Source organism: Pseudoalteromonas sp. BSi20495 (genome assembly GCF_000241185.1).
In the GTDB taxonomy this organism is placed as follows: domain Bacteria; phylum Pseudomonadota; class Gammaproteobacteria; order Enterobacterales; family Alteromonadaceae; genus Pseudoalteromonas; species Pseudoalteromonas fuliginea.
In genome coordinates this window covers 1-13,723 of sequence record NZ_BADY01000145.1, presented here as the reverse complement: position 1 = coordinate 13,723, position 13,723 = coordinate 1, and the positions used below count along the sequence as shown (strand labels likewise).

The window sequence follows — 13,723 nt, the reverse complement described above, 5'->3', positions numbered from 1 at the left end:
TCTATATCAGAAATTTTTAACACAGTTAGCGTCTGGTTTAAGCCCTCAAATTGCTCAAGTATTATTGCGGATTGGTATTACTAAGTGGAAGATAAATTGAATGATTAAATATCTGCGTATTACTTTTACTATCTTGGTTGTTATAGCTGCCGTGTTTGCTGGGCGTTGGGTGTGGACTGACTACATGCATACGCCTTGGACGCGTGATGGACGTATTCGAGCCGATATTGTTACGGTTGCTCCAGACGTATCGGGTTGGGTAACTGCTTTAAATATTAAAGATGGTCAAAACGTACAAAAAGGCGAAGTACTTTTTAATGTTGATCAAAAGCGTTATCAAGCAGCGCTTGATAAAAGTAAAGCAAACACAGAAAACGCATTGTATACATGGGAACTTGCCAAGCACAAATACGAAAGACGTGTTGAGCTAAACACTCAACAGGCAATTAGTGAAGAAACGCTAGAATCAACGCGCATTAATACTAAAATTGCTGAGGCAAATTATAACTTAGCCAAGACAGAGCAAACAATTGCGCAGTTAAATGTTGATAGAACTAAAATTGTTGCGCCTGCATCAGGGCAAATAATTAATTTGAATTTACGCCAAGGTAACTATGTAGCTCAAGGCACACCTGTTTTTGCTATTGTTCAGTCAGATTCATTTTATGTAACGGGTTACTTTGAAGAGAGTAAAATACCGCTTATTTATCCTGATCAAAAAGCTAAAATAGCCCTTTTAAGTGGTGGTAAGCAATTAACAGGGCATGTAGTGAGTGTAGGCAAAGCAATTGCAAATACGAATACACAAAGTAACGGTCAGCTTTTACCACAAGTACAACAAACATTTAATTGGGTGCGTTTATCGCAACGTATTCCTGTTGATATTAAGTTAGATTCATTGCCCGAAAATACACAGCTTAGCGCAGGAATGACCGCCACTATACATCTCGCTACACGTTAAGGGGAATTCAGTGGGCGTTGTATTACAAAATTTGTTTTTTCCAAAAAAACAGGCAATTATTTTTGCGACTAAGGGCGTTATAGCCATGGTGATGGCGCTCACTATTGCTATGTCGCTTAATCTTGAAAGGCCTTATTGGGCGTTGGTCTCGGCTATATTTTTACAATTACGCCCGCAAAGCGGATTGGTTATTGAAAAAGCAATTTGCCAAATAATAGGCACCATAGTGGGAGGTTTATTTGGCATATTGCTTTTAACTCAGTTAATTCTCTACCCTTATTTAGCACTCGGTGCACTGGCATTATGGTTGGGGGTGAACTCTGCGTTATCGGCAATGGTACGCCAAGCAAACTTTGTGTATGCGTTTGCTATGGCCGGTGTAACAGCCGCCATTATTGTACTTTTAGTCATGGTTACTCCGGCAATGGTGAGCAGCCAAAGTATATTTGATATTGCACAAGCGCGAGTAAGCGAAATAACAATAGGCTCTGTATGTGCTGGGCTTGTGAGTCATCTATTTTGGCCTGTAAAGGTTAAACATTTACTGCAAGTACAAGCACGGTCAGTTATAAATCAAACGTTACATTATTTAGTTATTGAGCTTGATTCTAAGGGCTCTCACGAAAATCGCCATCAACAAATAGATGGCATTATGGCAACGTTAGGATCTATAAACGAAGACTCCAGCGCAGTAAGGTACGAAGGACCAAAAGGTCCAGGGCGCTCACGTGCTGCAAATCAATTGTCGCAAAAAGTGCTTTCTTTACTGGCTTCAATTCAAATAATTGGTCGCCTGCAACGAAACCACGCAGACCTTATTACTCCCACATTAGATAAATTAATAACTCAACTTAAGCACGTATTTGCGCAAATTAAAGAGTCTGACGATTTTGATTACTGCGCCGAACAAGTTAAAACGCTGCGTAAAGAGCTAACCGACTATAGAGCAAATACGGTGTGTGATTCGCCATTTGAATCTCACATGCTCAATGTGAGCTTAGAAGTAGCAGCCGACTTAACAATTTTACTACGCGCATACAGAGCGTTAGAAGAGCGTGATAAAACATTATTAAATGCACCCAGTATGCTTACATATCGCGACCCATTAGCTGGCATTATTGTTGGATTTAGAACTGCTTTGGTGTTTTCTATCGGTGCATTTATTTGGATTAATACAGGCTCTTCTGCTGCATTATTAATTATGATTTTACCGGTCATATTTTCGATAATGCTGGCGCGAATACCGTTAGCTATTTTGCAGGTTGTAATAAAGCGTTTATTGGTAGGTGTGGTGGTTGCTGCTATTGTAACTATTTTTTACGCACTCAATTTATTATCACAAAGTGGTGGGCAATTAGAAATATTACTACTTGTGTTAGCAGGGCCTTATTTTCTGGGTTTACTACTGCTAGCTGATCAACAAACATTGCCATATGGCTTGGGGTTTTGTATCCCATTTACGATTTTGGTAAGACCCAGTACCGATATGAGCCTTGCGTTTTCAATCGATTACACACTTAGCTCTGCAATGGCAATTTTCGCGGGGGTAAGTATTTTATTTTGGATTTTTCAGTTATTCACAGGTCCGAGTGTACAATTACTTGTTCATCGTGTTTTTAAGGCTACTTATAAAGATTTACTCGAAATAAATAACCATCCAACCCCAAGTATTTGGTATAACCGCCGCATGGCCGATAGGTTAATACGCTTAACTAATTACGATCAAGGTTCACACTCACGCGTTATTACAGACCTTGCACTAACCGCTCTAAACTTAGGGCATGCGTCGGTTCGATTAAACTCAATTTGTGAAAATTTGGCTGGTAATACAAAGCTAAAGTATTTAAATGAGTGGCAGCGTACATTAGCCGATGCATTTATGTTGGCAACCAAGGGCAAGTTTAATAATAAGTTTAAGCAAGCGTCAGATAATCTTTATGAGGAATTGGCTCAGACGGTTGACGATTCAAATCAATTAGAGGCAATAAAAGGCATGTTTATTCGCATTAATCTGACCTTCGAAAGAAGTGCGAGTAAGATAAATTAGCCCCATTCGCTGCTTTTCGAGTTCAGATGTTATAACGAAATCTGTTATACTTGCTGGATAATTTTATGGGGCTGTTATGATTTCAAAAAACCAACTCAAACTTATTCGCCAACTTGGCCAAAAAAAGTACCGAAAGCAATATAATCAATACCTTGTACAGGGTGAGAAAAACGTACTTGAGTTATTAAACAGCCCATTAAATGTGGTTAATATTTTTGCTACAAACGAATTTATAAATGCGTACCAAGGTAAGTATCCGCACGCTAATTTTATTGAAGCGGATGAAGAAGCCCTCACCAAAGCCAGCACGCTAGTTAGCAATAATGCAGCCATTGCTATTGTTGATATGCCAACGGCGGCTTTACCACACGCAAATGGCTTAATACTCGCGCTTGATGGCGTATCAGACCCTGGTAATTTAGGCACAATAATAAGAGTGGCAGACTGGTATGGTATTAAACATATAGTAACTAGCACCGACAGCGCTGACGCTTACAACCCTAAAACAATTAGCGCCACGATGGGCTCATTTGTAAGGGTATCGGTAAGCCAAGTAGATTTACCTGATTACCTACAGTCTTTAAATTTACCTGTGTACGGTGCTTTTTTAGATGGGCAAAGCGTGCATAAAACCCAATTTACGGGCTCAGGCGTTTTACTAATGGGCAGTGAGTCGCATGGAATACGCGAGACATGTGCAAAGTTAGTAACTAATAAAATCACCATCCCCGCTTTTGGTGGTGCAGAATCGCTTAACGTTGCAATGGCGACCGGTATTATTTTAGATAATTTTAAACGACAAGCTTAACAATTTAACTGTTAATGAGTTAAATTGTTTGTAATCAATAACAATAATAATCGGTAATAACAATAAGATGCGCTTAAGCACTATTAAATTAGCGGGCTTTAAATCGTTTGTAGAGCCCACTAAAATTCCATTTCCTGATCAAATGACGTGTGTTGTTGGCCCCAATGGCTGTGGCAAATCTAACGTTATTGATGCAGTACGATGGGTGCTTGGTGAAAGCTCTGCTAAAAACCTGCGTGGCGACGCCATGACCGACGTTATTTTTAATGGCTCAACTAATCGTAAAGCCATATCGCAAGCTTCTGTAGAGCTTGTTTTTGATAACGATAAAGGAAGTCCTTCAAACACGTTTGCCGATCGAAACCAAATTGCTATTAAGCGTTTAGTAACGCGCGACGGACAGTCACTGTATTTTCTAAATGGCAGTAAATGCCGTAAACGTGATATTACCGATATATTTTTAGGCACTGGCCTTGGTCCGCGTAGCTACGCAATTATTGAACAAGGGATGATCTCGCGTTTAATAGAGAGTAAACCACAAGAGCTGCGCGTATTTTTAGAAGAAGCCGCTGGTGTTTCTAAATACAAAGAGCGCCGCCGCGAAACACAAACACGCATTAAAAGCACCCGCGAAAACCTTGAACGTTTGTTAGATGTGCGTAAAGAGCTGCAAAGCCAGTTAGATAAATTGGCTGTGCAGTCGGTTGATGCAAAAAAATACCGCGAGTTAAAAGCACAAGAACGCACGCTAAAAGGCCAAATTGCGGTTTTAAAATGGCAAAAGTTACATCAGCAGCAACTTGAAAAAAGTGCCCAAATTAAAAAACTTAATGATCAAATTTCGTTTTTTAAAACCGCTAACTCAGGGCATGACGATGTACTTGCAAGCCTAGAAGGGCAAGTACAAGCCCAGCAAGATAAACTAAGCGATGCCCAGCATCAACAACATGTAATACACACCGAGCTTACTCGCGCTGAGCAACAACAAATAAACGTAAAACAACAAACTCAAACGCTTAAGCAAAATTTAATTAAATTACAGCAACGCCAAACACATAGCCTTGAAGTTAAAGCGCAGCAGCAAATTGTGTGCGAGCAACTCAACGAAGCCCTGCAAGAGGCAAGTGAAAATGCCTTAATATGTGAAGAGCAAGTTAGTGGGTTAACGCATGAACTTGAGGAATTATTAGCACTTAAGCAGCGCCACCATACTCATTGGCAAGCTTTGTGTGAGCAACAACAACAACTTAATAATAATGTGCAACTACATGGTAGTCACATTAAACAAACTCAGCAGCAAATTGATCATGTTAACGAGCAAATTGATCAGTTAACTGTTCAGCTTAGCGAGCTACAAAGTAGTGATGTAGAGCAGCAATTAACGCAGCAAAAACAGCAAACACAAACCTTAACTCAAGAACTTGCCGCTAAACAAACAGCACATACGAAGTGCACTGCTAAGCTTGAAATGCAAAATGAGCTTGTTAATAACTCACAAACACAATATTCGACGCTCACTCAAACAATAAACGAGTTAAAAGCCAGTATAACGGGGCTTAAAAGTACATTAGGGCTTGATGAAAAAAGTGAACGTACTAATGGTTTGTTTAATCAGCTAAGTGTTAAAGAGGGCTTTGAGCTTCTAATAGAGCAAGCACTTAAATCTTTAGAGCATTTAAATGTAAGTGAGCAGCAAGCTGATAACAGTGTGTGGCCAAATAGTGATAAAAGCATGCCAACAAATAGCTTAGCTACATATATAACAAGCGGTGTTTATCCAGAGCATTTAGCACGTATTGCTTATAGTGAAAGCGGTGATTTAGAAATACTAAAAGATAGTTTTTATACAGCCGTTATGGATAAAAACGGTGCTCTATATGGTCGTAATTGGCATGTAAGTGCCGAATGTAATGCAGAAAACTCATTACTGTTAAAGCATAAGCAATTGCAAGATAAAGCTCAGCAGTTAACTAATACTGAGGGCGAGTTACAACAAGTAACACACACTCGTGACGAATATACAGCTGAGCAAATAAAGTTAGTTAACGAGCAAAGCGAGCTAAAAGAAGCCATACATGAGCTTGCGCAAAATATAGCGGTAGCCAGTACGCGCAGCGACATGCTTGTGCAGCAAGTAGCACAATTTAAGTTACAACTAGAAAAGCTACAACAACAAAAACAGCAATTAACCACTGCGCTTTTACAATTAAATACCGTGCTTGGTGAGCAAACAGAGCAATTTGAAGTGTTAAATGAGCAGCAACTCAAGTTAGCGGATGAAGTAGACGCTGCAAATAGCTTGCGCTCACAAAGTGATAAAAGTTATAGCGAAGCATTAAGCATGCTTGAGCAATATAAAACACAAGCACATAAGGCAACGCTATCAGAGCAAAAGGCACGCAGTGAATGGCAGTTAAGCCAAACCAAATTGAGCCATGCAGAGCAAGAGCACGTTAGTGCATCAGAAGGTGCGCAAGAACTACTTAGTGAAATAGAAGAGCTGCTGATACCAGAGCAAGAACTTAGCGATAAAATTACGCAGCTCTTAGCACAGCATCAAAAAGGTGAGCAGGCATTAGTATTGCTACAAAAAGAATTAGCTCAGGCCAAAGAAAGCTTAAACACTAAGCAAGTAAGCCTTAAAAATTCACAAGGTGAGCTGGTGGGCTTGCAACAGCAGCACCAAAAGCTAACAATTGAAGAGCAAAGCTTACTGATAAAAGCACAAGCTGCGCTTGAACCATTAGAAGAATTAAAACAAAGCTTAAAAGCGATACTTGATGAATTACCAGATTCATTAAATTTGAGCGCAGCGCAAAATCAGTTAACCGGATTTACTAATCAGTTAGATAAATTAGGTGCAGTAAACTTAGCGGCAATAGAAGAGTTTGATTTAGCCAAAGCTCGTAGTGATTATCTTGATAATCAATTAGATGATTTAACAAAAGCGTTAAATACCCTTGAAGGTGCTATTCGTAAAATTGATATTGAGACCAAAACACGCTTTAAAGCGACGTTCGATCAAGTTAACGAAGACTTTGCTGAGCTATTTCCTAAAGTTTTTGGTGGTGGCAGTGCGTATTTAGAATTAACCAGTGACGATTTACTCGAAAGTGGTGTTAGTATAATGGCACGACCACCGGGTAAGAAAAATTCAACAATTCACTTGTTAAGTGGTGGAGAAAAAGCGCTGACCGCATTATCATTAGTGTTTTCTATATTCAGGCTCAATCCAGCCCCATTTTGTATGCTGGACGAAGTAGATGCACCATTAGATGATGCTAATGTTGTTCGCTTTTGCCGTTTGGTTGAAGAAATGTCACAATCAGTACAGTTTATTTATATTAGCCATAATAAGATTGCGATGGAAATGGCGGGTAGATTAACAGGTGTAACTATGGCAGAACCTGGCGTATCGCGTATGGTTGCTGTAGATATAGAACAAGCAGTGCAACTTGCACATGTATAAATTTTTATAACAAGTATATTAGTTTCAATTAATATACAGGCTTTAGGCATATCAAATAAGAAAAGGTGAGGGGATGGCCGAACAATTAAGATGGGTTTTAATCATTATCAGTGTAGTTGTCATTGGTGGTTTATTAATACATGGATTGTGGTCTGTTAGAAAAAAAGACCGCCCAGAAGTGTTAAATAACGAACGGGTTGAACCATTGCAAGAAAGTGCACCAGCTTCATCTAAATCATTTCCTACAGAGGCAGAGCTAAAAGAGCCTGTGGTAGAAGAACGTGATGAACCACAATTCGGTGAGCTTAACTTTGATGAGAATGAGCCACAAATTGATACAAGCGTACCAGCAGTGCCCATTGAAGATGACCTAGAAGTAGTTGATGATCTAGAAGCAAAAGAGCAAAATGATGAAAAATCATCTGCGCAAATGCCTGACTTTGTTATTGTGCATATTCAAATGCCAGAAGGGCTTAGCATGCAGGGCAGTAAATTATTACCAGCCGTTAACACGTTAGGTTTTAAATATTCTGAGGAAGGCTTTTTTAATCGCCACTTAGATCCGGCAGGCCAAGGCCCTGTATTATTTAGATTAGTAAATATGTACAACCCAGGTACGTTTGATATTGATAATATGGAACAGTTTAGTACCGCAGGGGTTAGCTTATTTATGACATTGCCGTGCGACGGTGACGGCCTAGCTGCATTTAACATGTTGCACAGTGCAGCTAAAAAGTTAGCTGACGAGTTTGGTGCGCAAATTTTAGATGCAGAGCGAAATGAAATGACCGTAGAACGCGTCAGGCAGTATGTTGAGCAGGTCCGTTCTTTTTCAGCGTAAATAGCGCACATATTATATTTTTATAAGCCACTGGATGATTATTCATCAAAGTGGCTTTTTTTATGTTTATTGAGGTTTAAATGTCTAGCAGCATTAGTGAGCAAGTTAATCATCTTCGTACTACATTAGAGCAACACAATTATAACTATTATGTGCTTGATACCCCCAGTATTCCTGACTCTGAATACGATAGGTTATTACGCGAACTAAGCGCACTAGAAACCGATCACCCTGAATTTTTAACCGCCGACTCCCCAACACAAAAAGTAGGCGGTGCAGCACTGAGTAAATTTGAGCAAGTAGCGCACCAAGTACCCATGCTTTCACTTGATAACGCCTTTAGTGAAGAAGAGTTCACTGCGTTTAATCGCCGTATAAAAGAGCGTTTAATGAGTACCGATGAGCTTACTTTTTGTTGTGAGCCAAAACTTGATGGTTTAGCTGTATCAATTATTTATCGTGATGGTGTACTTGTACAAGCGGCTACGCGAGGTGATGGTTTTACCGGTGAAAACATTACTCAGAATGTAAAAACAATTCGTAATGTACCACTTAAGTTACGTGGCGATTACCCAAAAGAGCTTGAAGTGCGCGGCGAAGTATTTATGAACAGCGCCGGCTTTGACAAACTAAATTCGGAAGCGCAAAAACGTGGAGACAAAGTATTCGTTAATCCGCGTAACGCAGCGGCAGGTAGCTTACGCCAACTCGACTCTAAAATTACCGCTAAACGCCCATTGATGTTTTATGCTTACAGTACTGGACTTGTTGCTGATGGCAGCATTCCAGAGGATCACTATCAGCAACTAGAAAAGCTGACTGACTGGGGGTTGCCACTGTGCCCAGAAACAAAATTAGTTGAAGGTCCAAAAGCCGCGCTTGAGTACTACAGCGATATTTTAACGCGCCGTAGCGAGCTTAAATATGAAATTGATGGCGTAGTAATCAAAATAAACCAAAAGGCCTTACAAGAGCGTTTAGGCTTTGTAGCACGTGCTCCTCGTTGGGCTATTGCTTATAAGTTTCCGGCGCAAGAAGAAATAACTCAATTACTTGATGTTGATTTTCAAGTAGGGCGCACAGGGGCAATTACGCCAGTTGCGCGTTTAGAGCCTGTTTTTGTCGGTGGTGTAACCGTATCAAATGCAACACTTCATAATAGCGATGAAATTGCACGTTTAGGTGTAAAAGTAGGCGACACGGTTATTATTCGTCGCGCAGGAGATGTAATCCCGCAAATAACACAAGTTGTACTTGAACGCCGTCCTGATGATGCTAGAGATATTGAATTTCCAGTGACTTGTCCGATTTGTGATTCGCATATTGAAAAAGTGGAAGGTGAAGCTGTAGCCCGTTGTACTGGCGGGCTTGTGTGTCCTGCACAACGCAAACAAGCGATAAAACACTTTGCTTCACGAAAAGCGCTAGACATAGATGGCCTTGGCGATAAGATTGTTGATCAACTTGTAGATAGAGAGCTTATAAAAACGCCCGCTGATTTATTCGTTTTAAAACAAGGGCATTTTGAATCACTTGAACGTATGGGACCTAAGTCAGCTAAAAACTTAGTAACAGCACTTGATGAAGCTAAAGGCACTACGCTCGCTAAGTTTTTATACTCACTAGGTATTCGTGAAGCGGGGGAAGCGACAGCACAAAATTTAGCTAATCACTTTTTAACCCTTGAAAATGTAATTAATGCCAGCATTGATAGTTTAACGCAGGTAAGTGATGTCGGTGAAATAGTTGCAGCGCATGTTCGCGGTTTTTTTGCTGAAGAGCATAATTTAGCGGTAGTAAACGCATTAATAGAGCAAGGCGTAAATTGGCCAGCGTTAAGTGCGCCTTCTGAGGAAGAGCAACCACTCGCAGGACTTACATATGTACTTACCGGCACGCTTAATACACTTAACCGTAATGATGCTAAAGCTCGCTTGCAGCAATTAGGTGCTAAAGTCTCGGGTAGCGTATCGGCTAAAACAGATGCGTTAGTCGCAGGTGAAAAAGCAGGTTCAAAACTAACTAAAGCGCAAGATTTAGGTATCGACATACTCACGGAAGATGAATTAATTGAGCTGCTTAAAAAGCATAATGGCTAGGAAAACCACAATGAGCCGATATGGGCCAGAATACTGGGATAAGTACGGAAGTTACCGTACACCTATAGCATTTCATTTAAGTTTGCTGGTGCTTTTACGTGGCTATTTTATTTGGGTTATTGCGGCTTTAAGCCGCAGGCCTGAACTGGATTTAATGTCGTTATTTTTTAAAAATAAAAATGATTTTTTTATCGCAATAGCAATTGGAAGTATTGCAATAATACCGACTATTTTATTTTGTTTACGTCGGCCGCGAGACTCCCACAGTGCGAGCGACAGGTTAGCAAAAGTATGGCGACATATGCGCTGGCCTCTTATTTTATGTGCTGTTGTTGATTTAACATGGTTAAGTATTCAAGCCGCGCATAGCCATTATCGATTTTCATCATTTTTAGCAGTACAAATGATGATTGTTTTATGGGTATTGTGGTATTTGGTGAAAAGCCGTTATTTAACCGTTTTTTTTAATGATTGGCCTGAGCCGACAGAAAAAGCATCAGAAGAAAAAAAGCGACTTAAAAGGGATTAGTTGTGGACGCTGTAAATAAAAAAATAGCGATAGCTATATCGTTAATAGGGTTAGTGCTTATTATTTTAATGATTAGCACTGAGCTTTTAGAATTTATGTGGTTTAAAGCGTTATTTGGTTTATGGGTATTTGTTTTTTGCTCAAGCGTTTATAGGCTAACGCCTCTATTTAAATCAAGAAACCGATTAGAGGATTTTATTCAGCGAGACGCCCAACACTTATTACTTTTTAGTTTAATGGGTTTTTTTGATAAAAAGCACGGTCCAGATTGGTTAGTAATTGAGAGTATTGAACGCATAACGACAAAGGATGACGAGCTAATAATTTACAGTAATAACGAGCGCCAAATGAGTGTTAGCTTACCTGCAAAAAAAGCAGAACTAGATAGTTTTATTAAACGAATATTTACCGACTCAGAAAAACAAAATATTACCTTTAGCTAGGAAAATCACCTTAAAACTGAACAAGTTTTAGTTTTAAACGGTCAACACTCTTTAGCTGATCTTTAGTGTATTCAATAACGTAATAACTAACCGTACTTTTTATAATTTTATTAAGTACGGTTAATTAACTATTCAATGAGGTTATCATGTTGAAGTGGAATGATGTTATTAACTTTGCCACCAACGGCAATCCTACTCCAAGTAAAAAAGTAGTCAAAACGGACGAGCAGTGGCGGATGCAACTATCAGAAGATGAGTATTACATAACACGTAAAAAGGGAACCGAACGTCCAAGTAGTTCTGGTAGTTGCACATTATTGGAACCTGGTAAGTATGTGTGTATTTGCTGCGATAATTTATTGTTTGATGCAGATGAAAAGTTCGATAGTGGCACTGGTTGGCCGTCATTTACACAACCGGCGACAATTGAAGCAATTGGCTACGTAAGTGATACAAGTCATGGTATGGAGCGCATAGAGGTGGTTTGCAACGTGTGTGATTCACATTTAGGCCATATTTTCCCTGATGGTCCATTACCGACCGGTCTACGCTATTGCGTTAATGCGGCATCAATGAAAAAGCTTTAACTTCCAATATCTAAATTCATTTCTTTTGCTATGTGCAAAATTTTATCTAACCGCTGCGTCTGATCTGCTGGTAATTGAGTTTTAGTAAGTAAGGCGTAGCATTTTTTAGCAAGTTCATGGTTAAATGAGCCATTGTGTTGCTTAGTGGAATCAAATAAACACTGCAATAAATTAAGCGCAATACTCTGATTACGAGGCATAACCCTAAATGCTTGCGTAAAAGCTTCAAGTGCAATGTTTAACTGTCCTCTATTAAATTGAGTAACAGCATGGTTGTTGAGCTCCTTTGGCCCCATTTTAATATCGCGTCGCTCACTTTGCTGTTGCTGGATATAACGTAAGTAAGTTGTGTCGCTAACACTTGGATGGCGTTCACAGTGTCCAATAATTTGAGTGAAGAGAGTTTGCGCTTTTTGATGAAAGCCCAGCTCATGGAACGCTTTCGCTTTATCAAGTGCACCATCGACAGAGCGAATATGTGTATCATCATCTTCGAGTTGCTCAATGAGTTTTTTCGCTTTTTTATGCTCATCTTTTAAATAATGAAGCCGTGCGTTAAGCACATCAATTTGAGCTTGATTGGCATTGTTAGGAAACTGCTTTTTTAAATCGCTTATATATTGATTAGTTTGTCTAGATATTCTCTGTATTTGATCTGTTTGATCTGTTGTTAATGCAAAGTCGATACCGGCACGTGCAGCATTTAAATACACATCGGGGTGGTCATGTATTGAGTGCTTTGCAAAACTTGCAATGTCTTTTTGAGTTAAGTAGCTTTTTTCGTAGTCGTGATTAATTAATGACACATTACTTAGTGATTTTTGGCGTGAAATATTTCGCGGTGCAATGTCGGCTGCTTGGCTTAAAAAACTTTGCGCTAGTTCAAACTGATTAAGTTTTATTTCTAAACGGCCGAGTAAATCAAGCGCAACTAATCGAGTTTCTTGTCGTTCAAGCATCGTTTTTAGCATACGCTGAGCTAAAATATGTTCATTATTTGCTATAAGTGCTTCTACTAAACCTACTTTTGCCCAAGCAAATTTTTGTATATCGAGAACAGATTTAAAAAAGTCTTTTGCATTTTCGCTGCGATTTAAACGAAGAAGAGCATCACCTTTTAAACGCAGTAAGATAGGGCTATAACTATTGTTTTTTTTATTTAGAACGGTGTCGATGTATTTAATTGCTTTTGAATCGTTACCATCATCAATTAGAGTATAAACCGTTTGCAAATCGTGTTTGCGTCTTAAAATACGCTCAATACGTACTTGTAGTTCCTGAACGGTAAAAGGTTTCACTAAAAAATCATCAGGTTGTAACTCAAGAACACTATGAACTAGCGAGCCATTTGTTTCAGCAGATATAAAAATGAAGCCTGTAGAGCTTTTTATGAGGTGCTTAACACGTAACTCTTCGTAAAGTTGGTAGCCGTCTTGTTGTTTGCTTAAATTAAATGAACAAACGATCAAATCAAATTCTTCACTTAAACACTGCTCTTTTGCTGAGTTTGCATGATCAGCGAAGTGCAATTGCTGAAAGCCAAGCCTTTCTAACGATTGTTTCATATAGCTTTGAGCAAGTGGTTGCTCCTCGACTATAAGTATTTTTGCTTTTGAATAAATCTTAGTTGGCATTGGCTTAACAGTTATTATGTTTAGTACTGACTATAATCAACACTTTAGCTGCTTACAAGAAAATTCAAATGATAGCAGTATTTATTAGGTATTTAACTTTTCCTAATACGTTTTTGCTAACTATGAAAGCAAGGATCTAAATAACATAATTAAAAATAATGTAAGTAAAATGGACAACGCTAGATTTGATGAGTGTTTTGATATGAAAATTTATATTTTAGAGAAACTATCGAATGGTATTTATGTGTGATGGTTGATTACTTGGCTTGATACCTGTGACCCTCGCCATTATTTGTAAAGGGTGG

10 protein-coding genes are annotated in these 13,723 nt (G+C 39.1%); 9 read left to right on the top strand and 1 reads right to left on the bottom strand.

Features of this window, described 5'->3' with window-relative positions; translation table 11 throughout:
- Nucleotides 1–100: 100 nt before the first annotated feature.
- The 9 genes from P20495_RS04410 (at nt 101) to msrB (ending at nt 11,784) form a co-directional block, all read left to right on the top strand.
- A complete protein-coding gene (locus tag P20495_RS04410) occupies nt 101–961 on the top strand; it encodes an HlyD family secretion protein (protein ID WP_008138241.1) in 861 nt (286 codons plus the stop codon).
- Between the two features lie 10 nt (nt 962–971).
- Nucleotides 972–3,008 (top strand): FUSC family protein, encoded by a 2,037-nt coding sequence (locus P20495_RS04415; protein ID WP_008138239.1) that lies wholly within the window; start codon nt 972–974, stop codon nt 3,006–3,008.
- Between the two features lie 76 nt (nt 3,009–3,084).
- Nucleotides 3,085–3,816 carry an RNA methyltransferase gene (locus P20495_RS04420; protein WP_008138237.1) on the top strand — a complete coding sequence of 244 codons (732 nt, stop codon included), beginning with the start codon at nt 3,085–3,087 and terminating at the stop codon, nt 3,814–3,816.
- A gap of 67 nt (nt 3,817–3,883) precedes the next feature.
- Nucleotides 3,884–7,285 carry a chromosome segregation SMC family protein gene (locus P20495_RS04425; protein ID WP_008138235.1) on the top strand — a complete coding sequence of 1,134 codons (3,402 nt, stop codon included), beginning with the start codon at nt 3,884–3,886 and terminating at the stop codon, nt 7,283–7,285.
- 73 nt (nt 7,286–7,358) lie between these two features.
- A complete protein-coding gene (gene zipA, locus P20495_RS04430; protein ID WP_008138233.1) occupies nt 7,359–8,126 on the top strand; it encodes a cell division protein ZipA in 768 nt (255 codons plus the stop codon).
- A gap of 80 nt (nt 8,127–8,206) precedes the next feature.
- A complete protein-coding gene (ligA, locus tag P20495_RS04435) occupies nt 8,207–10,225 on the top strand; it encodes an NAD-dependent DNA ligase LigA (protein ID WP_008138232.1) in 2,019 nt (672 codons plus the stop codon).
- Between the two features lie 10 nt (nt 10,226–10,235).
- On the top strand, nt 10,236–10,754 hold the full coding sequence (locus P20495_RS04440) for a DUF2919 domain-containing protein (RefSeq protein WP_008138231.1): 519 nt from the start codon (nt 10,236–10,238) through the stop codon (nt 10,752–10,754).
- Between the two features lie 2 nt (nt 10,755–10,756).
- The gene (locus P20495_RS04445) at nt 10,757–11,197 is read left to right on the top strand and encodes a hypothetical protein (RefSeq protein ID WP_007378088.1); all 441 of its coding nucleotides are present in this window, start codon (nt 10,757–10,759) and stop codon (nt 11,195–11,197) included.
- 146 nt (nt 11,198–11,343) lie between these two features.
- On the top strand, nt 11,344–11,784 hold the full coding sequence (gene msrB, locus P20495_RS04450; RefSeq protein WP_007378087.1) for a peptide-methionine (R)-S-oxide reductase MsrB: 441 nt from the start codon (nt 11,344–11,346) through the stop codon (nt 11,782–11,784).
- On the opposite strand, the gene P20495_RS04455 is transcribed toward msrB, so the two are convergent.
- Nucleotides 11,781–13,418, bottom strand: coding sequence for a response regulator (locus P20495_RS04455; RefSeq protein ID WP_008138229.1), 1,638 nt, complete (start codon nt 13,416–13,418; stop codon nt 11,781–11,783). The genes msrB and P20495_RS04455 overlap by 4 nt on opposite strands.
- Nucleotides 13,419–13,723 lie beyond the last annotated feature (305 nt).

Bases quoted from the DNA above. Each gene is read 5' to 3' on its own strand.
- P20495_RS04410 (WP_008138241.1), top strand. From the start codon at position 101: ATGATTAAATATCTGCGTATTACTTTTACTATCTTGGTTGTTATAGCT.
- P20495_RS04420 (WP_008138237.1), top strand. From the start codon at position 3,085: ATGATTTCAAAAAACCAACTCAAACTTATTCGCCAACTTGGCCAAAAA.
- P20495_RS04425 (WP_008138235.1), top strand. From the start codon at position 3,884: ATGCGCTTAAGCACTATTAAATTAGCGGGCTTTAAATCGTTTGTAGAG.
- zipA (WP_008138233.1), top strand. From the start codon at position 7,359: ATGGCCGAACAATTAAGATGGGTTTTAATCATTATCAGTGTAGTTGTC.
- ligA (WP_008138232.1), top strand. From the start codon at position 8,207: ATGTCTAGCAGCATTAGTGAGCAAGTTAATCATCTTCGTACTACATTA.
- P20495_RS04440 (WP_008138231.1), top strand. From the start codon at position 10,236: ATGAGCCGATATGGGCCAGAATACTGGGATAAGTACGGAAGTTACCGT.
- msrB (WP_007378087.1), top strand. From the start codon at position 11,344: ATGTTGAAGTGGAATGATGTTATTAACTTTGCCACCAACGGCAATCCT.
- P20495_RS04455 (WP_008138229.1), bottom strand. From the start codon at position 13,418: ATGCCAACTAAGATTTATTCAAAAGCAAAAATACTTATAGTCGAGGAG.